This window comes from Actinomadura sp. NPDC047616 (genome assembly GCF_040642915.1).
Taxonomy (GTDB): Bacteria; Actinomycetota; Actinomycetes; order Streptosporangiales; family Streptosporangiaceae; genus Spirillospora; species Spirillospora miaoliensis.
Genome location: NZ_JBEYTB010000004.1, coordinates 572,151 through 594,516 on the forward strand (window position 1 = coordinate 572,151; position 22,366 = coordinate 594,516).

The following is a 22,366-nucleotide window of genomic DNA, read 5'->3' on the forward strand; positions in this document are numbered from 1 at the left end:
CGTCGCGGCGGGCGGGAATAAGCACGGGCCCCGCGGGGCTGCCCACTTCGTCGCGTCTTTTCGCCCCGCCCCCATGGGCGTGGAATATGACGATTGGCATAGAGTGCCTGCATGGACGCTGGTGCTGTAACGGACTCCGCGCTCCGCCGGGCCCTCGCCCGGGCACGCGACGGCAAGACGCTCGACCTCGACGAGGCCACCACCCTGCTGCACGCCCGCGGCGCGCGGCTCGACGACCTGCTCGACCACGCCTCCCGGACCCGCGACGCCGGCCTGGCCGCCGCCGGACGGCCCGGGATCATCACCTACAGCCGCAAGGTCTTCATCCCGCTGACCCGCCTGTGCCGGGACCGCTGCGGCTACTGCACGTTCGCCACCGTGCCGCACCGGCTGGACGCCCCGTACCTCAGCCCCGACGAGGTGCTGGAGATCGCCCACCAGGGCGCCGCGCTCGGCTGCAAGGAGGCCCTGTTCACCCTCGGCGACAAGCCCGAGGACCGCTGGCGGCAGGCCCGCGAGTGGCTCGACGCGCACGGCTACGACGACACCCTGTCGTACGTGCGGGCGATGGCCATCCGGGTCCTGGAGGAGACCGGGCTGCTGCCCCACCTCAACCCCGGGGTGATGTCCTGGCGCGACTTCCAGCGGCTCAAGCCGGTCGCGCCGTCCATGGGCATGATGCTGGAGACCACCGCGACACGGCTGTTCAGCGAGAAGGGCGGCCCGCACTTCGGGTCCCCGGACAAGGACCCCGCCGTGCGGCTGCGCGTGCTGGAGGACGCCGGCCGCACCAACGTGCCGTTCACCACCGGGATCCTCATCGGCATCGGCGAGACGCCCGCCGAACGCGTCGACGCGATCTTCGCGATCCGCCGGACGATGCGCGAGTACGGGGCGATCCAGGAGGTGATCGTCCAGAACTTCCGCGCCAAGCCCGACACCAAGATGCGCGGCACGCCCGACGCCGAGCTGGAGGAGCTGGCCGCCACCATCGCGGTCACCCGGCTCGTCCTCGGGCCCAAGGCGCGCATCCAGGCGCCGCCCAACCTGGTCGACGACCAGTATGCGCTGATGCTGCGCGCGGGCATCGACGACTGGGGCGGCGTGTCACCGCTCACGCCCGACCACGTCAACCCCGAGCGTCCCTGGCCGCAGATCGACGAGCTGGCCGCCAGGACCGCCGCCGCGGGCTTCGAGCTGCGCGAACGCCTGACCATCTACCCCGAGTACCTCAAGCGCGGCGAACCGTGGCTCGACCCCCGCCTGAGCGCGCACGTCGCCGCCCTCGCCGACCCCGCGACCGGCCTGGCCCGCGAGGACGCGGTGCTCCAGGGCCGTCCCTGGCAGGAACCCGACGGCGGGCTGGAGTCGTCCGGCCGCACCGACCTGCACGTGGAGATCGACACCACCGGCCGCACCGGCGACCGCCGCGAGGACTTCGACTCGGTCTACGGCGACTGGGACGCCCTGCGCGAGCGCATGAACGCCCCGCAGCGCTTCGACGCCGACGTCAAGGCCGCGCTCGCCGCCGCCGAGGCCGACCCCGCCGGCCTGTCGGACGACGAGGCCCTCGCCCTCCTGCACGCCGACGGCCCCGAACTGGACGCGCTGCAGAAACTCGCCGACGACCTGCGCCGCGAGGCGGTCGGCGACGACGTCACCTACGTCGTCACCCGCAACATCAACTTCACCAACGTCTGCTACACCGGCTGCCGGTTCTGCGCGTTCGCCCAGCGCCGCACCGACGCCGACGCCTACACGCTGTCGCTGGCGCAGGTCGGCGACCGCGTCGACCAGGCGTGGGAGGCCGGCGCCACCGAGATCTGCATGCAGGGCGGCATCCACCCCGACATGCCCGGCACCGCGTACTTCGACCTCGCCCGCGAGGTCAAGCGCCGCGCCCCCGGCATCCACCTGCACTCCTACAGCCCGATGGAGGTCGTCAACGGGGCGTCCCGCACCGACATGTCGATCCGCGAGTGGCTCCAGGAGGCCAAGGCCGCCGGGGTCGACTCGCTGCCCGGCACCGCCGCCGAGATCCTGGACGACGACGTCCGCTGGGTGCTCACCAAGGGCAAGCTGCCCACCGACCAGTGGATCGAGGTCGTCACCACCGCCCACGAGATCGGCCTGCCGACGACGTCCACGATGATGTACGGCCACGTCGACACGCCCGCGCACTGGGTGGCCCACATCAAGCTGATCCGTTCCATCCAGGAACGGACGGGCGGCTTCACCGAGTTCGTGCTGCTGCCGTTCGTCCACCACAACTCGCCCATCTACCTGGCCGGGCTCGCCCGTCCCGGCCCCACCGCCCGCGAGAACGTCGCGGTGCACGCGCTGGCCCGCATCCTGCTGCACGGCGCCATCCCCAACATCCAGACCTCCTGGGTGAAACTGGGCGACGAGCTGTGCACCCGCGTCCTGCAAGGCGGCGTCAACGACCTCGGCGGCACGCTGATGGAGGAGACCATCAGCCGCATGGCCGGCTCCGAGAACGGCTCCTTCAAGACCATCAGCTCCCTGGAGGCCATCGCCGCCCAGGCGGGCCGCCCCGCCCGCCAGCGCACCACCCTGTACGGCGAGGTCCCCGAAGAACGCGTCCAGGCCGCCCGCCGCACCGACGGCGTAGGCCACTTCGGCAAGGGCCTCCCCCTCATCGGCGCCTGACCAGTCCGGCCGGGGGCGCCCTTGGACGGCGCCCCCGGCCGGAGGTCAGGACACGTCGCCGGCGTCCGGCGCGGGGGGCGGAAGATACGACCCGAGCAGACCGTCGGCGTTGCTCAGCGCGGCGGTGGCCTCCCGTAGCCGCTCGGCCCAGTCGGCGTCGTCACGGCGGGCGCCCACGGCGGTCTCGATCGCCGACGGCGTGGTCGTGCCCCACAGCGCGGCGGCGCGGGTGGCCTGGTCGCGCTGGTCGCGGTTCCACCAGGCGGTGACGTGTCCGAGCTGCTCGGCGAGCGTCGCGCCGGGGACGGCCCGTCCGTAGACGGCCTCCCATTCGTCACTGCGGGGATGGCGCCCGGCGCCGGGTGACCGGCGGTGGGCGCGCTCAAGGTCCTCCAGCACCACGCACCACCGGTACGGGGTGGCGAAGTACTCGGCCTCCTCACCGACGCAGACGCTCCTGCCGTCCAGACGCCCGCGCAGCACCTCCGCCAGGTGATCGGCGAACCCGCGCGGGTCGCACGTCGGCGGGATCGCCGTGGAGCGGGCGGCGATGGCGGCGTCGACGGCGTGGGAGATCGCGCAGTCGCGCACGCGCGCGGGCAGCGCCCGCAACGCGCCCAGGGCGGCGGCGTCGGGAACGGGACACCCCCACCCGGTCAGGTGCGCCGCCGTCGCCAGCTCCGCCCACAGCACGTAGTCCGGCCGATCGCCCAGGACGCGCTGGGCGGTCCGCATGTCCCGCAGCGTGCAGGGAGAGCCGTGGCAGTCGGCCCCGCACGTACCACTACGGGGGGACACCAGCACCCCGGGCGAGGCCGCCGTCGCCGTGGACGTGCTCTCCAGGCGCGTGCCGTCCGGCATGCGGACCAGATGCGGATAGTCCATGCCGTCGGTGAACACCGCGCCCTCCCCGGGCGTGAGGGTCACCAGGAACTGCGACTGCCGTTCGGTGATGTTCATGGTGGCGCCGACCGCGTCCCGGTCGTCCTGGGCGGGCAGCCGATGCACGATCTTGACGGCGGTGTTCTTGATGACGTCGGGGACGAGCTTGGACGGGATCTGCTCGGCGATCACCAGTCCCTCCCCGTAGGCGCGGATCTCGGCCAGCAGGCTGGCGAACGTCTCCACCGCGTGGGCGGCCGGCCCCGCCTGCTCGCTGCGGCGCAGCAGCCGGTGCGCCTCCTCGAAGACGCTCAGATGCCGCAGCCCCCCGGCGGCGACGCCGTCATGCCGCTGCCGCAACCGCAGATGCTCCACCAGACGCACCAGGACCGTCCCCATGAGGAACGCCTTGTCGCGGTCGTCCCCGACGTCCTCGATCTCGAGCACCACGTTGCGCGCCAGCAGCCGGTCGAAGTCGATCGGATGGCCGCCCTCGAAGAACCGCCCGGTGGTGCCCAGCCGCAGGCTCGACAGCCGGACACGGATGAAGCCGCGGACGTTGTCGGTGATCTCCTGCCCGTACCCGATCTCGTCCACCACCTGCTCCGCGACGGCCTGCAGGTCGGCCAGCGTCGGATAGCGGGGCCGCGTGCCCGGGACGACCGGCTCGCCCAGCGCCAGATCCCAGCCGAGCCGCTCGTAGCAGCGGGTCAGCGCGGCCGACAGAACCTGGGGAAAGGGCTCGTCGGCCTCGAACGCCGCCAGGAACAGCGCGCGCACCAGATCGGCATGGGTCTGCAAGGGAAAGGGCCGCCCGTCGGGCCCGGCCGCGGGCTCCAGCGGATTGATCCCCGCCGCGATCGCCTCGGCGTCGCCGGGCCGGATCGCCACGACCTCCGCCTCCCCGGCCAGCCGGGCGGCCATCAGCCGGTACTCGGCCTTGGCGGGCTCCACCACCAGCCAGGGCAGCCCGGCCAGGCTCGCGGCCGTCAGCAGCGCCCGCACGGTCTGGGACTTACCGGCACCGGTGGCACCACACACGAAAGTGTGCCTGTTCAGGCTCGTCAAAGGCAGGACCAACGGCCCCACTTCGCGGCGATTGCGGTCCAGCACCTGCCCCAGCCGCACCGCGGCCGCCGGGTCGGGCACGGATTCGGGCGTGACGTCGAATTCCGGTCGCATGACGAACCGGACCCCCGCGATTTCCCTGATCGGAGGACGCGCCAACGCCGCCACCAATTGCGTGCTCGCCTCGAACGGGAAAACCGCCGCGTCGTCCGCGGGCTCGGGCACCAGCGCATAAGGAAGCCGGTCAAGGTCGGCGGACGCGCACACCAATGCCGCCACCCGCGCGGCGTCCCGCGCCGTAGCGGCCCCCGCCATCAGATGAACCCGCCACAGACCCGACGTGACGGCCTGCCGCAGCTCGCGGTGCCGGCGCTCCAGCCGATCGGCCGCCACCGCGTTCTCGGGCGACATGTCCGCCATCGAACGGGCATGCTGCTGCCGGTCGGCCAGATCATCGGCCAGGCTCGCCGCCTCCACCGGACCCACCGGTTCGGCCACCATCATCCACGCGAACGGCCGCATCCAGACCGACAGCAGCCCTTCCTCCAACGACGGCCGCGCCGGCTCACCCAGGCCCGGCACGGCGGCGTCCGCCAGCAGCCCGTCGGCGATGCCGCCGATCCGCACCCAGTACGGCAGGGCGCCCATCGCGGCGTCGACGGCCCCGTCCGGCAGCATGACGCCGCGTCCACCCGCCGGCAGGCTGAGCGTCACCGAACCGGCCGGAGCCTCCGCGCCGGCCTGACCCGCGATCAGCGCGTCCCCGCCGACGAACACCTCGGTCGGCCCGAACGCCTGTGCACGCCGCCACCCCAGCAGCACCGCACCGTCCCCCGAGTGGTAGGCCGACACCAGCGCCGCCACCCGCTGATCCCGCCACTCGTCACGTCCCTCGGCCTCGGGCTCGTCACCGGACCGCCGCGGCACCTCCAGCAGCCGGCACACCGGCAAGCCCCGCACGACATCCCAAACCGACCCACCGGTCATCGCTGCCTGGATCCTCCTTCGGTCGTCGCGGCCCGGTCAGGCTATTGAGCAAGGATTCCAATGTGAACCCCCGTTTCTGATCGGGCGTGGTGACAAGTTCCGTGTCAATCTGCTTGGGTTGTTTGCGGTAATCGCTCCCGAAGCCGGAGCACGCCGCGTGATCGAGACGGGAGAACGGGGAAACGGGGGCTCAGCGTGGTGACCGGCGAACCGATCGATCATCAGCGCGTGCTGACCCGCCGCGCCGCACTCTTCCATCCCGACCCCCGCCTGGGCTGGGTGTTCCGGGACCGGTGGTGGTTTCTGCGGCCCTTTTCCGAACCCCCGCCGCAACAGCGTCACCTGCCCGAATACCTGAAACGCCGGGTCGCCGAGACCGAGCGGCTCGCGCGTCGCCGGCTGCGCCGCACCCTGCCGCTCGGCCTTCTCGGCGCGGCGGTCCTGGCGTCGCTCTCCGCCGTCATGGGCGGCTCCGTGACGGTGTGGGTGCTCGCCCTGCTGGTCGCGATCCCCGGGCCGGCCCTGACCCTGCTCGCCGTCCGGCAACGCGAACAGGCACGTCAGGCCTACGAGCTGGCCCAACGCCAGACCACCGGCGGCTACCAGGCCGAAGCCCGGCAGTGGCGGGAACGCAAGCAGGCGCACGAGGCCGCCGAACAAGCCCGCGTCAACGCCCTGCCGGAATGGAGCGCGGTCCCTCGCCCCTCCCGCCGCCTGGACGTGTTCGGCGGCACACTCTGGTCCTGGGAGGCCCTGCTCACCACGTACGGCGCGTCCGCCCTCGCCGCCCAACCCCTCCTGGTGCTCGACCTGTCCCGCGAACTGGTCAGCGGGGAACTGGTCGCACTCGCCGAGGAGGGCGGGATCGACGTGGACGCCCAGCTGCTCCCCAGCCGCCAGGCGTCCTCCACGTTGCTGTCCGGCCTGCCGCCCCGGGACCTCGTGGACGCGATCGTGGAATCCATGCACGGCGGCACCCCGGACGCCGCCCGCGCCGACCGCAGCATGGACGACCGCATCCTGACCAAGGTCTGCGACGCCCTCGGCGACCAGGTCACCCTCGGGCGGATTGCCGCGGCGCTCCGCGTCCTGATGGGCGAACCCGAAACCTCCGAGACCCTCACCCGCGACGAACGCCGCCGCATCGCCGGCGAGCTGTTCTCGGTGGAGTACCGGCGCCAGGCGCACACGAACCTGTCAAGGATCGAGTCCTACATCCACCCCCTGGAGAACCTCGGCACCGAGGCCCGCTCCGGCTCGGGGCGGGCCGGCTCGACGCGGGCCGGCTCGGCGCGGGCCGGCTCGGCGCGGGCCGGCTACCTCACCTGCATCGCCCTGGACAGCCAGGCCCGCAACGTCCGCGCCGACCTGCTGACCGACCTGATCGTCCAGTGGGTCACCCAGCGCATCACCGCCTCCCACGACTCCACCCCGGCACTCGTCGTCGCGGGCGCCGACGAACTGGCCCGCCGCCACCTGGAACGCCTGTCGGACGCCTGCGAACGCCGCGGCGTGCCGCTGACCTTCATGTTCCGGCGCCTGCGCGACACGTCCGCGGAGCTGATCGGCGGCGGCGCGGTGGCGTTCATGCGGCTGGGCAACCACGAGGACGCCACCCGCGCCGCCGACTTCATCGGCCGCGACCACCGCTTCGTCCTCTCCCAGATCACCAAGAACGTCGGCGGCAACGAGTCCCACACCACCACCGACACCACCGGCGAAGGCGACTCCGACAGCCACAGCACCAGCCACACCACCGGAACCTCCACCAGTTGGGGCACGTCCCGCTCGTCCGGCGCCAACTACTCCGGCGGCGGACTGTTCCCCGACCGCTCCACCTCCCGCGGCAAGGGCAGCAACCGAGGCGGCTCCACCAGCCACAGCGACACCGAGGGACGCACCGTCTCCACCTCCCGCAACTGGTCCGCCGCCTACGCCTACGCGGAGGGCACCAACTGGAGCGACTCCGACAGCATCCAACGCGTCTACGAGTACGCCGTCGAACCGGTCACACTGCAGCACCTCCCCGACCACGCCCTCCTCCTGGTGGAGTCCGCCCCAGGCGGCGGCCGCACCCTCACCCCCGTCGAGTGCGACCCGGCCATCATCACCCTCGACCGCGTAAGCACCACCCCCCTCCCGCCTCCCCAGCAGGCCATCACCCCGTCCGCCGCCTCAGCCCCCCAGTGGCTGACCCCACCCACCCCAGCCGCTCCCAGACCACCCCTGCCCTATGCGCCAGGCCCCCCGCCCGGCTACCAAACCGGCCCACGCCAGCAAGACGACCACTCAAGCCAGGCGCGACCGACACCCCCTCGCCGACGGCCCCCCGGCGAAACCCCACCACGCCAAGGCCCCCCACCCCTGTTCGGCGGAAAGGAATAAGCATGGCCGTCGAGCACACCAACAACGACACCCGTCCCGAAACCACCGAGGCCCCCCGCACTCCCGAAAAGCCTCCACCGCCCCCACCCGACAGGCCGGGCACCCCAGGCCAACCCTCCCGAGCCGAAAGCCGCGCCGCTGCCCAGGCTTCCGAAACCGCCCAACGCGACGACAAGCCGTCCGCGGACAAGCCCCGCCCCACACCGCAAGACAAACCGACCACCGCACCGGAGCAACCCACCGACTGGAGCCCCCGCCGAGCCTCCAGAGAAGCCACCACCCAGCCCCAAGACAAGCCGTCCACCACCCCCGCGGACGAGCGCACCCCCACCCCAACCGACTGGAACCCCCGCCGCACCTCCCGAGAAGCCACCAACCAGCCCCAGGACACCGCGGACCGCGTCCCGAGCACCAAGGACGACGAAGGCGCGGGTAAGCAGCCTCCAGAGGTGACGGACCTGGGCCCACGCCGCGCGTCCAAGGAGGCCGCCACTTCGGAACCACGAGCCGAGGGCGGCAAGGAAGCCACCCGCGGCCGGGAGTCCCAGCGCGTCCGCGATACGAACACCGAAGGCACCACGTCCAAGCCTCAGTCACCCGAGACAACGGACCGACACTCCACCGCCGAAGGGGGCGAGACCAAACCAGACCGCACCCCGCCGGCAGAAGGCACCGCCCACCGCCCGTCCGAGGCCACTGACACAGCTCTCCTCGACGATCCAGCCAAGGCCGCCAAGGACCCCACCTCCACCAGCGACGCCCCCTCCGGCACAGCTCCTGCCGACCAACCACCCCGCCAAGACCAGCGGCAACCCCCCACCCTCGTCGTCGCCGACAGCCCCCAGGCCACCTCTCCGTCCGACGCCCCTTCAAAGGCAACCGGCCCCACCGACCAGCCACCGCCGCCCGAGCCTGTCGCCGCCGCCAAAGCCCCCGACTCCCCGTCCGACGCTCCTCCCACCACCGAACCTGCGAAGCCCAACGCCGACCAGCCGACCAACAACACCGGCGAGTTGGACACGAATGCGTCGGCCCAGTCGCGCGACGCCACCGACCCAGGCAAGACTGAACCCGATGACGCCGCCACACCCAAGGACCCCACCGACCGCGCGGACACCCAGCCGCCAGCCGGCGATGCCGACGCGCCCGAATCCGAGGGTGACGCACCAACTCCGGTCATCGAGCCCGCCCGCCAACAACCCGAGCCCGCAACAGCCGAGGCCCTACCAGCGCCCGTCACCGAGCAGGCCCCGGCGTCAAACGACGCCTCCACGCGCTTCCAACTCACGATCGATGGCCGTCCCCTTCGGGAGTACCTCGACCCCGTCGGTGCCGATGTCGGGACGGGTGGTGGTCAGGTGCCGGACGGGGCTGACAGGACCGGTGACCGCATCGCCGATCTGGAGGACGACGAGAGATCTCGAGCGGACAAGGCTCGGAGGGTCATCTTCGAAAGAGCTGAGGGGATCCGCGATGTCTCTCGCGAGGTCGAGCGCAATGTGAAGAAGCTCCTGGAGAAACCACCGCCGACAGGCCATGCTGAGATAAGTACAGCACCACGCATGAAAGCGAATGACCCGATGAAGGCCGGAGACGGTTTTGTCGGCCTACTTGCCCTCGGCATAGTCATCAATGAGGGGGCGCGTCACGGTATCCGCCTGATGGGTCGCATAAGAAGGAGAGAGCATGACAGTCACCGATGACCAAATCGCCACGTTGCGCGCTCTGCTGTCAGGAAATTTCGAGGAATATGATCGCCTGAGTGTGCAGATCGAAGAGGTTGACGACAGTCGTAGTTACACGGCGCTTGTTGCGGCGGCCTTCTTCAAGGCCGCATACCAGAGGTTCGTAAAAGCAGGCTCTATCGATGACGTGGTCGAGTATGTCGGCGACGTGCGAAGCAGGTTCGCCGGCGTCGCTGATCAGCTTGACCCGCGTACTGCCGAGCGGGTCATCCTGGCGACCGTGGCCGACGAGAACATCGATGACCTGGACGGTAGGACCATCATGGCCACCGAGTTCCTACTGCTGGCTGCACTGGTCGCGGATCGAAACTTCGACGAAGTCGAGCTCAATGATTTCTTGAGTGAGGCGCGTAAGCTCGCTGACGAGTGGCTGCGCTGAAATCCTTCGCTGGTTACCGGTCCTCATGGTGACGTTGACCGACTCGGAGGCTGGCTGCAGTGAAAGTGTCGGATGACCACGTCTCGGCGATGCGGGCATGTCTCGCCGGCGACGATGAGGAATCGCAACGGCTGCACCGGCAGTTGATAGCCGATGGGGCCACGAGCGGGTATGGCCAGTTCCTTTCCGCTGCTTTCGTGACGGCGGTTCGGCGCAGGTTCTCACCGACATGGAGTTGGGGCGAGGTGATCCGATACGTCGCCGGCCTGAGGTCAGTCCTCGGTGGGGACCGTGATCGCCTCGACCCTCTGGTGGCCGAGAACTTGATGCGCCACGCGCTCGGCGACGAGTCCCTCAACATCAAGGCGCTCGACAAGGTGGACGACGAAACGAAGGCGCATGCCCAACTCATGATTCTGATGGCGTTGGCTTCAGATGCGAATTTTGACGACTCCGCGCTGGATGATCTCTTGAACTCTGCTCGGAAATTTGCTGAACAGTGGCAGTGACCTATGAGCAGGCTCGAGAAAATCGTCCGCGAACACTTCGAGCGTGGATGGGCTCATGGCACCTTCTGCCTGGACGATCGGGTGATCGTCGAGAACGAGGAGTTCTATGTCTTCAGCATCGGCGCACGAGAGTGAATTATTGACGGCGACGATTCATATGCGATAGTGGGCGGAGTTCCCATCGTGTATAAGAAAGACGGGCAGATCGGGGCGCGGCCGTCCGTCGAGATTGCCACTGACCCTTCCATTCGAAGCAGGCCTGACCCGAGTCCGACTCTACAGCTCTGACCACTGGTCAGACGGTTCAGGCTTTATGTAGCGCCAGTCGGTGCGACTGGGGTCTCGATCCAGCGGCTGACTGGCGTTCAGGTGGCGGAAACGACAAAAGGGACGCCCCGTGGCCTGCGATTATGGGCTTGTCCAAGGTCCAGCAACGCAGAACGACGAGGCATGCCGTAAGTGCAATCCCCTCACGCGGCACCGGCGGTGGCCGCTGCCTTTGATGAACCGAACCTGATCGCCGATGCTGGGCTGGTGCCGGTGGTGCGCCTGGCCGAGCGGATGGGACTGCCCGAGCTGACTGCCGGGGCGCTGTGCATCACCGATGCGGGCAACAGCGGGGGCGCCAATCCGGCCATGAAGGGTGGCTGGCCGCTCACTGGCCGCCGTACGAGTCATATGCGAGGAACTCGCCGAATCCGTCTTCGAGCCATTCGAGAGTGGTCCATTGCCCACCGTTTTCCAGTGAACCCTCATAGACGATCTCCAGGTAGCTGCCGTCGGTGTGGTTCATCATTCCGAGTCGATGATTCCTGCTGTACAGGAATAGCGAAACGCTGACGTCAGGCTTCCCGTCGATGAGTTGCATCCCCAGCACTCCCTCCCAGCACAACTGGAAGCCGTTCCCCGCTGGGGGCGAACTGCGGATGAGGCAAGAGAACCCGTCGAACCCGTCGTCGAACAGGCACTTTTCAATGGGCTCAGCGAGAAAGACCGGTTCCTGCAGGAACGTGCTCAACTCTGCGATGAGCCGGGCGATCCACCCTGGGCGCGGGTCATCTTTTGTCATTAGATGATCCAATTCGCTGGTGTAGGTTACTGATTCCGCTACAGGAGCTGCCGATTTGCGCAGTTGGGGTCTAAATCCGCGAGCTTCTTTGAAGCAGGGCCTCACTCACGTATCTGGCGCGGCGCACCGCCGTCGTGAACGGGCAGAGTGATCAGGTGAGGGGCAGGGTGCGGCGGAGGTGTTGGGCGCGTTGGACGAGGGGGAGGGGGAGTGCGGCGGAGGGGGCGGTGTTCTCGATGTGGGTTTCTACTGCGGTCAGTAGTTCGGGGCCCAGGCCCAGGCGGACGGCGAGGCGGTCTGCTTCGGATTCCGCGGGGGCTTTGGACAGCCGGGTGAGGGTTGTGGCGGCGTAGGCGACGGCGGCCGGGAGTGCCGCGAGCAGGGTGACGGTCGTGGCGACGGCGGCCAGTAGGAAGACCATGAGGAAGCCGATCGGGCGGTGCCAGGCGACGGCCCGTTTCCACATGGGGACGACCGGCGACCACAGTGTTCGTAGCGTCCACCTCAGTGTTCGGCTCGGCAGCGTGAGGTGGGTGGTGACGAACGCGGGCAGGGACTGCAGGCCGCGCTTGTGGCCCAGTTCGTGAGCGAGGACGGCTTCCAGGTGCGGTGTGGGCAGCGACGCGGCGTGGGTGGTGACCGTCACGATTCGTCGGGCCGGTGTGCAGGCGTTCAGGTCGTCCGAATCGGTGACCATGAGCCGGTACTGCCGGTCGCGGAGGCCCGCGCGGTGCAGGAGGGCGCGCCACGGCCGTTCGAGGCGGGAGCGCTCGGAGGCGGTCGGTTCGCGGCAGCCATGGGTTCGTGCGCTCCATGACTGGGCCGCCGGTAGGAAGGTGAACAGCGCGAGCCCGCACCAGGCGGCGAACGGGACCGGCGCGCCCCACGACGGCCAGGCCAGGTGCGCCGCGTAGGCGAGCGGGACGATGATCGCGGCCTCGCCGGCGAGGACCGCGACCACGGTGACCAAGGTCACCGTGGTCGGCCACATTCCCGGACGGTGTGAGCCCTTCGCGGGGGGCGTTGCCGGCTGGGGGCGCAGGCTGAGCGCCTTCGCCGACGGGGTCTCGCGCGCAGGGACCTTCGCGGGCCCCCGGGCCAGGGCCTTGCGCGGGGAGCGGCGGGCGGGCACGGTCACGTGCTCGGTCATGGCGGCGGCCTTGCCGGTCCACGGGCGTGACTCGTCCGTCCAGGTCTGCCCGTCCCAGTACCTTTCGCGCCCCATCCATTGCGGATCTGGGTACCACCCGGGTGGTGCGCTCACCGAGCCCTGCCTCCCCACAACAGGGATTGATCAGCAGACAGTAGGCTGACGCACCACGCGATGCAGCGTCAACGCCCTTGTGGAACTCAGCGGACCTCGATGAAGGTGTCGGGGGAGCGGGGCGGGCGTTCGCGGGGCGGTGCGGCGGCGTGGCCGATGCCCACGGCGCCCATCGGGTCCCAGTCGGCGGGCAGGTCCAGGGTCTCGCGGACGACGTCGCGGCAGAACATCGTGCTGGACACCCAGCAGGAGCCGAGGCCCTCCACGGCCAGGGCGACGAGGAGGTTCTGCACTCCGGCGCCCGTGGCGACGACGAACATCTCGCGTTCGGCCTGGGAGCGGCGCTCGTCGGGGTAGTCGTGCGAGCCGTCCATCACCAGGCACGGCACCACGAGGTAGGGGGCGCGGCGCAGCACGTCGCCGCGGCGCAGGCGCTTGGCGATCGACTCGTCGGAGAAGCCGTCGCGGCGCAGGTCCGCCTCCCAGGCGTCGCGCATGGCGTCCAGCAGGCGCACCCGGGATTCGGGCGACTCCAGCAGGACGAAGCGCCACGGCGTGGTGTGGTGGGGGGCGGGGGCGGTGATGGCCGCTGCGACCGCCCGGCGCACGGCGGCCGGGTCCACGGGGTCGGCGGTGAACTCGCGGACGGTGCGCCGGGCGTAGAGCACGTCGGCGGAGCCGTACCGGAACATGTCCTCGGAGGCGGGGCGCACCAGCGCGCGGGCGCCCGGGCCGTCGTCGTCGGTGACCAGGCCGTCCAGGCCCCGGACGACGGCGATCGGCACGCCGTCGAGCTTGCCCTTGACCAGTTCGGCCGCGGAGGCGAGTTCGTCGGCGACGGCGGTGATCGTCGCGTCGAGGCGGTTGCCGTACGCGTCGTCGCGGCCGCGCAGGTCGTGCAGCGGCGCCAGGCCGGCCGCGCCGATCGCCACGTCGGTCAGGCCGTTGCGCCACGGACGCCCGAACGTGTCGGACACGATGACGCCCACGTTCAGCCCCGTGCGTTCCCGGACGCCCGCGCGGATGCGGCGGGCCGAGGCGTCCGGGTCCTCGGGGAGCAGCAGGACCGTGCCGGGGGCGGTGTTGGACGCGTCGACCCCGGCGGCGGCCAGCACCAGCCCCTGCCGGGTCTCGACGATGCGGGTCTCGCCGCCCGGGTGGCGGCGCCGGGCCACCACGCGGACGGTCTCGGCGTCGATCGCCTTCTCCCGGTCGTCGGCGACCAGCACGCGTCCCTCGGCCTTGCTGACGATCTTGGACGTGACGACGAGGACGTCGCCGTCGGCGAGGGCGTCGGCGGGCAGCAGGGCCGCGATGTCGGTGCCCTCGGTGACCTCCGGCAGGCCCGGGACGCCGAAAATCTCCAGTTTCATTCGGCGTCCTTCGTCAGCTCGCGGGCCAGGTCGAGGGCGGCGCCGGCGATGTCGGCGGCGGCGCGTTCGTCGGTCATCAGCAGCGGCCGGGACCGCACGGCGATGCCCGGCACCTCCACGTCGGTGTCGGTCTCGTCCACCAGCCAGCCGTCCAGCAGGTCCGGGCCGTAGTGGGCGGCCACCGCCGCGGCCGAGGTCTCCACCCCGATCGCGGTCAGGCAGGCGTCGGCCATGCCCCGCACGGGGGCCCCGCCGATGATCGGCGACACGCCGACGACGGTGCGGGCCGCCACCGCGTCGCGGATGCCGGGGACCGACAGGATCGTCCCGATGCTCACCACCGGGTTGGACGGCGGGAACAGCACCACGTCGGCGTCCTGGATCGCGTCGAGGACCCCGGGCGCCGGCTTGGCGTCGTCCGCGCCCACCGGCGCGATCGACCGGGCCGGGACGGACGCCCGCAGCCGCACCCACCACTCCTGGAAGTGGATCGCGCGGCGTCCCTTCTCGGGGTCCTCGATGACGACGTGGGTCTCGACCTGGTCGTCGGTCATCGGGATCAGCCGCACGCCCGGCTTCCACCGGTCGCACAGGGCCTCGGTGACCGCCGACAGCGGGTAGCCCGCGGCCAGCATCTGGGTGCGCACGATGTGGGTGGCGAAATCGCGGTCGCCCAGGCCGAACCAGCCCGGCCCGACCCCGTAGGCGGCCAGTTCCTCCTTGACCGTAAAGGTCTCGTCAGCGCGGCCCCAGCCCTGCTCCTCGTTGATGCCGCCGCCGAGCGTGTACATCACCGTGTCCAGGTCGGGACAGACCCGTAGCCCGAACAGCGATATGTCGTCCCCGGTGTTGCCGATGACGGTGATCTCCGCGTCCGGGGCCGCCAGCCGCAGCCCGCGCAGGAAGCGGGCTCCACCGATGCCGCCCGCCAGCGCCACGATCCTCATGCGCCCAGCCTAGGGCGCCCCGGAGGCGGCCCTCGCCGCAGGGCCGGGGCGGTTTCCGGATGAGACGACGGGGCACGCGATGTGCAAAGCTTTGCGGAACAACCCATTGCGTACGTCTGGAGAGGTCGTGGTGAACACCGAAGCCGTCCGACGTCTGCGTGAACCGGCCGCCTGGATATTGGTCGCCGCAGCCGGACTGCAATTGCTCGCGGGCATCATCATGTTGTTCATCGGCGGGGGTGACGGCTTCAAGTACCGGGCGTACGCCGAAGCCGGCGACGGCTTCTTCACGCACGTGACCGTGGTGGCGCTGGCCGCCCTGGCGGTCGCGCTGGTGACCTGGGGCCCGGCGCCCACGCCGCAGGCCCGCACCATCACCATGGGCGCGCTGGGCGTGCTCGGCGGCGTCGCGCTGTTCGGCGTCATCGCGCTGCTGGGTTCGCTGTTCGTGGACTCCCAGTACGCGAGCGCGGGCTCCAAGCTGGCCATCTTCCTGTACTGCGCGGCCAAGCTCGCGGTGGTCGGCGCGGGCGGCTGGTTCGTGTTGACGGTGTTCCAGGGCATGCAGCCCGCCCGTCCTCAGGGGGTGGCGCAGATGCCTCCGGGGTACCCCGACTTCGGCTACCAGCAGGGGCAGGGCGTCCCGCCCGGCCAGCCGGGACAGCCCGGCCAGCCCGGTCAGCAGCCGTACGCCCAGCCGTACCAGCAGCCCTACCAGCAGCCGCAGCCGGGCTACCCGCAGCAGTACGGGCAGCCTCAGGGCTACCAGCAGCCGGGGGCCGCGCAGCCGGCGCCGGGACAGCCCGGTGCGCCCGGCCAGGCCCAGCCGGGGCAGGGGCAATTCGGACAAGGGCAGTTTGGACAGGCTCAGCCTGGGCAACAGCAGTACGGCCAGGGCGGCGGCGCCCAGCAGCAGGACTCGGACGGCGACGACGTCGGCGACTGGACGCGCGCGTACGGCGGCGGCGGTTCGGGTCAGGACGCCCAGTCGCCGGCTCAGCCCGGCTACGGTTCGCAGCAGGGCGAGCAACGGTCCGATGAGGGCGGCGACTGGTACCGCGACAACCGCCCCTCACAGTGACCTACGGCGCGTTTATCTGATCTCCGTGCCAAAGCCGATCGCGGCGATACCCAAAAAACCCTCTTTGTCCCCTCGGAAACTGGTTCCGCTTGACGGACCGGGCGCTACACGCGTGTAATTTCGTGGGTGTAGTTCTATGCCTTCTCGGGGGATGGAGCTCGAGGGAAGGCAGTGACCAGGGGGGCTCCACGGGCTAGGAGGTGCGCTGTGAGCGAGGTGGTCATCCCGCTGGCGCACGGCACAGAGGGCGAAGAGTTGGGCTGGCAGGAGCGTGCACTGTGCGCGCAGACGGACCCGGAGGCATTTTTTCCGGAGAAGGGCGGCTCCACTCGCGAAGCCAAGAAGGTGTGCCGCGCATGCGAGGTTCGGGCCGAGTGCCTGGAGTACGCGCTGCAGCATGACGAACGTTTCGGTATTTGGGGGGGACTGTCGGAACGGGAGCGTCGCAAGCTGAAGCGTCAGGCCGTCTGACCGAACGGCCCTCCCCGTGACCCCGGAGCCGGGGAGGGCCGAAGGCGGCGCCGCGCGCAATTCGTCGCGCCGCCGATCCGGGGAGATCCCGGACGCGTCCGCTACGGCGCGCGTACAGTTGTCAGCCGTGTCGGCCCCCGGCCGGCACGGCTGCTGACTGTCGACCCACAGATCGAGCGGACCCTTGTCGCCCACTGTCGATCGCCACGTCGTCACGGCGGTCCTCGTCGCCCATGACGGCGCGCGCTGGCTTCCGGAGACGCTGAAGGCGCTGCTGACACAGACGCGGCCGGTGCAACGCCTCGTCGCCGTGGACACCGGGAGCCGCGACCGCGGCCCGGCCGTGCTGGCCGAGGTCGCCGGCACCGGCAACGTGCTGACCCTGCCCCGCGCCACCGGCTACGGCCAGGCCGTCGCCGAGGCCCTGCGCCACCCCGCCGCGTCCCTCCCCGTCCCCGACGACCGGCCCGGCGAGCCCCGCACCGAATGGGTGTGGCTGCTGCACGACGACTCCGCCCCCGCGCCCGACGCGCTCGCGCTGCTGCTGCGCGTCGCCGACGCCGACCCCCGCGCCGCGGTGCTCGGCGTCAAGGCCCGCGACTGGTACGACCGCCGCACCCTGCTGGAACTCGGCGTGTCCATGGACGGCGCGGGCCGCCGCGAGACCGGCCTGGACCGTCACGAGCTGGACCAGGGACAGCGCGACGGCGTCCGCGACGTGCTGGCCGTCGGCAGCGCCGGGATGCTGGTGCGCCGCGACGTGTGGGACCGGCTCGGCGGCTTCGACGCCGACTTCGGGCTGTTCCGCGACGACATCGACTTCTGCTGGCGCGCGCACGCCGCCGGGCACCGCGTCCTCGTCGTCAGCGACGCCGTCGTCCACCACGCGCAGGCGTCCCACAGGGGACTGCGCGAGATCGGCATGTTCGCCGAGTCCCGGCGCCGCCGCGACCGGCGCAACGCCCTCTACACGCTCCTGGCGAACGTGCCCGTGGGGGCCGCGTCGCGAATTCTCCTACGCAACCTCCTCGTCGCCCTCACGCGGGCGCTCTACCTGACGATCCTCAAACGGCCGCAGGACGCACGCGACGAACTGGCGGCGCTGGCCGACGTGCTACGCGCGCCTGGACGGCTCCGCAGGGCGCGCAAGGCGCGGGCCGAGGGACGCAGACACGTCTACCGCAGTGTGCGCCGCCTCATGCCCCGCCGTGTCGCGCCCCGCCGCCTCTACGAGAACGTCCTCAACCGCCTGTCCGCACGCGACGACGAGGACGAGACACCCGCCCCCGAGGGCCCCGGCCGTCTGCGCCGTGTGCTGACCCGCCCCGGCGTCATGCTCGTGCTCGCCCTCACCGCCGTGACACTGGCCGCGGAACGCTCACTGCTCACCGCGGGCGGACGTCTCGGCGGGGGCGCGCTGGTGCCAGCCTCGGGGGGAGCCGGCGACCTGTGGGCGCAGTACATCTCCGGCTGGCATCCCGTGGGGCTGGGCTCGGACGCCGGCAGCCCCCCGTACGTGGCGGTGCTGGCCGCGTTGTCCACGGTGCTGTTCGGCAAGCCCTGGCTGGCCATGGCCCTGCTTCTCCTGGCGAGCGTGCCGTTGGCGGGGCTGACGGCCTACTACGCGTCGCGCACCCTGATGGTGCAACTGCCGCGCATAGGCCGCAGGGCGCGCGGACGGCGCGTGCCCGGCGCCGCGGTGCGGGTGTGGTTCGCCGCCTCCTACGCGCTGCTGCCGTCCGCCACAGGGGCGGTCTCCAGCGGACGGTTCGGCACGTCCGTCGTCATCGTGCTGCTGCCGCTCATCGCCGTCCAAGCCGTGCGCCTCTACGGCCTGCCGCGCAGGAGCACCGACCCCCGCCGCGCCGACCGCGCCGCCTGGGCGGTGGCCTTCCTGCTGACGATCGCGATGGCGTTCGTACCGCTGACGTGGCTGCTGGCCCTCGCCGCCGGGGCGCTGTCATGGGTGCTGCTCGGCGGCCCCCGCGTACGCACCCGCCTGGTCATCGCCCTGGGCGTACCGCCCTTGCTGCTCCTGCCGTGGACGGTCGGCCTCCTGCTGCACCCGTCCCGCTTCCTGCTGGAGGCGGGCCTGCACGGCGCCACCCCGCCCCTGCCGACCGCCCACGACCTGCTGACGCTGAACCCCGGCGGTCCGGGCGCCCCCGCCCGCTGGACCATGTACGGCCTCGCGCTGGCCGCGCTGTGCGCCCTCCTGCTGCGGGGCCGCCGCACCGTCGTCGCGGCGGGCTGGGCGGTGGGCATCCTGGGGCTGCTCACCGCGATCCTCATCAGCGCCGCCACCGTCACCAAGGGGGCCGACGGCGCCCCCGCCTGGCCCGGCGTGGCGCTGACCTTCGCCGCCGCCGGAATCCTGCTCGCGGCCGCCGTCGCCGTACGGCGCGCCGCGGAAGTCCTCGGCCGACACCTCGTCGCCACCGCCGCCGGCGGCCTCATCGGGGTCGCCGCCGTGGCGACACCCCTGCTCGCTGCAGGGGCCTGGGTTCTGAACGGCGCCGAGGGGCCTGTCGGCCACGTCCCCCACACCGTTCCGCTCTTCGTCAACGCCCCGACAGGCCCGCGCACCCTGATCCTGCACCGCGAGGACGACGGACGTGTCTCCTACACCGTCCTACGCGGCACCGAGCCGAGCCTGGGCGAGAACGAGACCCCCGGCCCCGACCACCTCCAGGACCTCGTGGCCGCAATGGCCGCAGGCCGCGTGGGGGACGGCCCCAGGCTCACCCGTATGGGCATCCAGTACGTCCTGGTTCCGCGCCCCGCCCGCGACGCCCTCACGCCAGTCCTGGACGCCAACCCCGAACTCACCCGCCTCAACCGCACCGGCGCCTACGGCGTCTGGCGCCTGCAGCCCTCGGCCGGCCGCCTCATGCTCCTGGACGGCCGGAACATCACCCCGCTGCCCTCCGGCCACACCAACGCCCGCGTCCGCATTCCCCCGGGCAACGGCCCCCGGACCCTGCTGCTGGCCGAACCCGCCGACGGCGGCTGGCGCGCCACCCTCGACGGACGCGACCTCAAGGGCAAGACCGTGGACGGCTGGGCCCAGGCCTACGACATCCCCGCCTCCGGCGGAATGCTCGACCTCTCCCGCAGCATGATCCTGCGCCACACCTGGGTCGCCCTCCAGGCCGTCGCCGTCCTTGCGGTGGCCGCCCTGGCCCTCCCAGGCACCCCCGAGGCCCCCACCCCCGTGTACCGCCGCCGCCCCCGCCGCCGAGTCCCCGCGGACCCCGCCACCGCCTCCGACAAGACCTCCGCCGACGCCCCCGCAGAGGACAGCAACGCAGCCACCCCGGACGGCGAGAGCACCCCCCAACAGGAGCCCTACCCCCTCACGCCCAAGGGCCCGTCCTCACACGAGACACCCCCGTACGGCCTCCCCACGCCCACGAGAACCCCCGCACACTTCGCTGAGGACACCTCACCCAACCCCACTGCCACCGCCAGCCCGGCCCACCGGGAAGGAACCACCGCCCCCGACGGGCACCTGACACGCGACGGTGAGCCCCGCACAGACACGGCGGCCGTGCCCGTCGTCCCCCCGAGCCACTCGACCGCCCAAAGCGACCCGGCCTCCTCGCCGGCCACAGAGCCACGCGCCGAGGTGAACGCTGGGCGCAGCCGAGTCTTTTCCCGCGCCGCCAAAGCCGCCTCGTTCGCCGAGCGCTTCCCTCGCCGCAAGGGCCTGGCCCTCCCGGCCGACCCCGTCCAGCACAACGCGAACCCCACTATGACGCCGACCCTCGACGACGCTCAGGACGACCCGGCCGCCGGACGCGGCGAGCAGTCTTCTGACGCTGTTGGGGATGCCTCGCGTCCTGCGGCCGAGCCCTTCCGGGACGGTGCGGCTTCCAGGCCGCTCGTAGAGCCTTTGCCGCATGGTGAGGCGGCCGGGCCCGGTGCCGAGGCCGGTTCCCCTCGTCGCGAGGGCTCTCGTCGTGGGGGCGGCTTGGCAGGGGACGGCGCGGAGTTCTCCCCCGCCGGGGAAGCGGGTGCCCTTGGCGGTGAGCGGGGTGCGGAGTCGCGGGACGCGGGTGTGGCGGAGGAGCGGCGGTGAGCATGGACAGGGTTCTGCGGTTCCTCGGGTTCCGGTACGCGACGGCCGGGCTCGTGTCGTTGGCGTTGGTGGCCCTGTACGGGGTGGCGTCGTTGTCGCGGCCCGGGGGGTCGGCTGGGGCGGTCAAGGCGGTTTCCGCGCCTGTCACGTCTGCCGTGGTGGTGTGCCCGGCGGGGGAGAGCGGCCGGTTGAGCCTTCTGTCGGCGTCCCGTGCGCGGTCGGCTGGGCGCGTCGATGTGGTGGAGACGCGGGACGGGACCGGAGTGGCCTCGTTGGGGTCGCCCGGGGCGTTCTGGATGAAGGACGGACTGAAGAGCGACCAGGGGTCGTACACGGCGCGGGCCTCGGGGGCGCTGGCGCCCGGACTTGAGGCGGAGCGCACCACACATTGGCCGGGGGGCGCCGACCGTGGCCTGGCGGGCACGCGGTGCGAGCGGCCTGGCACGGACCTGTGGTTCGTGGGGCCGGGCCCCGTGGCCGCCGAACGCATCGAGTTGTATCTCACCAACGTGGACGCCCAGCCCGCCTCCGTGGACGTCACCGGGCTGTCCGGGGAGGGGCCGCTCGACACCACCGACGGCAGGGGCGTCCCCGTCGAGCCGTACAGCACCAAGGTCGTGCGCATAGGCGACGCGGGGGACGGGCTGGGGGACGTGGTCGCCTCGGCCCGGGATCTCTCCCTGCGGGTGCGTGCCACCACCGGACGGGTCGCGGCGGCCGTGCGGGTGCGGATCGACGAGGGCAAGGGCATCGAGTGGCTGCCGCAGGCGCAACCGCCTGCCACGTCGCTCGTCGTACCGGGGCTGCCCGGTGGGGACGGGCGAAGGCAGCTACTTGTGGCTGTTCCAGGGGAGGAGGACGCCCGCGTACGGGTGCGGGTGGTCACCGCCAAGGGGGCGTTCGCCCCGCAGGGGCAGGACGTGCTCGACGCCCCCGCCGAGACGGTCACGGCCCTGGATCTCGACCGCGCCCTGTCGGGAAAGCCTGCCTCCGTACGGCTGGAGTCCGATCGGCCCATCGTCGCGGGGTTCGCGGCCGAGCGCGGTGCCGACGTGGCCTACGGGGCGGCGGTGCTTCCCCTGGGCGCGGACGGCGGTGCGGTGGCCGAGAACCGGTTCGACGCCTCGCTGATCCTGACCGCCCCCGAGGCGGGGGCCACCGTACGTGTCACCCCCGTCGGCCCGTCGGGGCCGGGCAGTGCGCAGGAGGTGAAGGTTCCGGCCGGGGGGACGGCCGAGGCGAAGCTCACCGCGCCCAAGGGGGCTGAGGACGGCTTCGGGGTGCTGCTCGCACCGAGTTCAGGCTCCGGCCCCGTCTACGCGGCCCGGGTTCTTGCCACGGGCAAGGGCGATGACGGCTTGTTCACCGTCCTGCCGGTCGATCCGGCCTGGACGACCATGCGGATGCCCCCTGCCGCCGACTCCCAGCGGGCCCTGATCCCCTAGCAGCAGGCCC

General features: G+C 71.6%; 15 protein-coding genes. 10 read left to right on the forward strand and 5 right to left on the reverse strand.

Annotation, left to right across the window (positions count from 1 at the left end; translation table 11 throughout):
* Positions 1-111: 111 nt before the first annotated feature.
* A complete protein-coding gene (locus tag ABZ801_RS13350) occupies positions 112-2,670 on the forward strand; it encodes a bifunctional FO biosynthesis protein CofGH (RefSeq protein ID WP_360696982.1) in 2,559 nt (852 codons plus the stop codon).
* 45 nt (positions 2,671-2,715) lie between these two features.
* Here ABZ801_RS13350 and ABZ801_RS13355 read toward each other — a convergent pair whose 3' ends face one another.
* Positions 2,716-5,580 (reverse strand): ATP-binding protein, encoded by a 2,865-nt coding sequence (locus ABZ801_RS13355; RefSeq protein ID WP_360696985.1) that lies wholly within the window; start codon positions 5,578-5,580, stop codon positions 2,716-2,718.
* Between the two features lie 255 nt (positions 5,581-5,835).
* Between ABZ801_RS13355 and ABZ801_RS13360 the strand changes: the two genes are divergently transcribed.
* Genes ABZ801_RS13360 through ABZ801_RS13380 form a run of 5 tightly spaced genes read left to right on the forward strand, consistent with a single transcriptional unit; the run spans position 5,836 to position 10,760 of the window.
* Positions 5,836-7,992, forward strand: coding sequence for a hypothetical protein (locus tag ABZ801_RS13360; RefSeq protein WP_360696988.1), 2,157 nt, complete (start codon positions 5,836-5,838; stop codon positions 7,990-7,992).
* A gap of 2 nt (positions 7,993-7,994) precedes the next feature.
* Positions 7,995-9,695, forward strand: coding sequence for a hypothetical protein (locus tag ABZ801_RS13365; RefSeq protein ID WP_360696991.1), 1,701 nt, complete (start codon positions 7,995-7,997; stop codon positions 9,693-9,695).
* A complete protein-coding gene (locus ABZ801_RS13370) occupies positions 9,679-10,116 on the forward strand; it encodes a hypothetical protein (protein WP_360696994.1) in 438 nt (145 codons plus the stop codon). The genes ABZ801_RS13365 and ABZ801_RS13370 overlap by 17 nt, the downstream gene beginning before the upstream one ends.
* A gap of 59 nt (positions 10,117-10,175) precedes the next feature.
* Complete coding sequence (locus tag ABZ801_RS13375) at positions 10,176-10,625, forward strand: hypothetical protein (RefSeq protein ID WP_360696997.1); 450 nt, start codon at positions 10,176-10,178, stop codon at positions 10,623-10,625.
* Positions 10,626-10,628: 3 nt separating this feature from the next.
* Positions 10,629-10,760 (forward strand): hypothetical protein, encoded by a 132-nt coding sequence (locus ABZ801_RS13380; RefSeq protein ID WP_360697000.1) that lies wholly within the window; start codon positions 10,629-10,631, stop codon positions 10,758-10,760.
* Between the two features lie 520 nt (positions 10,761-11,280).
* Here ABZ801_RS13380 and ABZ801_RS13385 read toward each other — a convergent pair.
* The 4 genes from ABZ801_RS13385 to cofD all read right to left on the reverse strand — a co-directional run bounded on the left by ABZ801_RS13385 (position 11,281) and on the right by cofD (position 15,278).
* A complete protein-coding gene (locus tag ABZ801_RS13385; RefSeq protein ID WP_360697148.1) occupies positions 11,281-11,643 on the reverse strand; it encodes a hypothetical protein in 363 nt (120 codons plus the stop codon).
* Between the two features lie 202 nt (positions 11,644-11,845).
* Positions 11,846-12,976 (reverse strand): M48 family metalloprotease, encoded by a 1,131-nt coding sequence (locus tag ABZ801_RS13390; RefSeq protein WP_360697003.1) that lies wholly within the window; start codon positions 12,974-12,976, stop codon positions 11,846-11,848.
* Between the two features lie 68 nt (positions 12,977-13,044).
* Positions 13,045-14,331 carry a coenzyme F420-0:L-glutamate ligase gene (locus ABZ801_RS13395; protein ID WP_360697006.1) on the reverse strand — a complete coding sequence of 429 codons (1,287 nt, stop codon included), beginning with the start codon at positions 14,329-14,331 and terminating at the stop codon, positions 13,045-13,047.
* On the reverse strand, positions 14,328-15,278 hold the full coding sequence (cofD, locus tag ABZ801_RS13400) for a 2-phospho-L-lactate transferase (protein WP_360697009.1): 951 nt from the start codon (positions 15,276-15,278) through the stop codon (positions 14,328-14,330). Before cofD ends, ABZ801_RS13395 begins: the two co-directional genes overlap by 4 nt.
* A gap of 127 nt (positions 15,279-15,405) precedes the next feature.
* On the opposite strand from cofD, the gene ABZ801_RS13405 reads away from it, so the two are divergent.
* The 4 genes from ABZ801_RS13405 (at position 15,406) to ABZ801_RS13420 (ending at position 22,356) form a co-directional block, all read left to right on the forward strand.
* Positions 15,406-16,359 carry a hypothetical protein gene (locus ABZ801_RS13405; protein ID WP_360697012.1) on the forward strand — a complete coding sequence of 318 codons (954 nt, stop codon included), beginning with the start codon at positions 15,406-15,408 and terminating at the stop codon, positions 16,357-16,359.
* Positions 16,360-16,566: 207 nt separating this feature from the next.
* Positions 16,567-16,830: a WhiB family transcriptional regulator gene (locus ABZ801_RS13410; protein ID WP_067907771.1), complete on the forward strand. Its 264-nt coding sequence runs from the start codon at positions 16,567-16,569 to the stop codon at positions 16,828-16,830.
* A 184-nt stretch (positions 16,831-17,014) separates the two neighbouring features.
* Positions 17,015-20,911, forward strand: coding sequence for a glycosyltransferase (locus ABZ801_RS13415; RefSeq protein WP_360697016.1), 3,897 nt, complete (start codon positions 17,015-17,017; stop codon positions 20,909-20,911).
* 296 nt (positions 20,912-21,207) lie between these two features.
* Entirely contained in the window at positions 21,208-22,356 is a 1,149-nt protein-coding gene (locus ABZ801_RS13420) for a DUF5719 family protein (RefSeq protein ID WP_360697020.1), read from the forward strand.
* Positions 22,357-22,366: the final 10 nt, after the last annotated feature.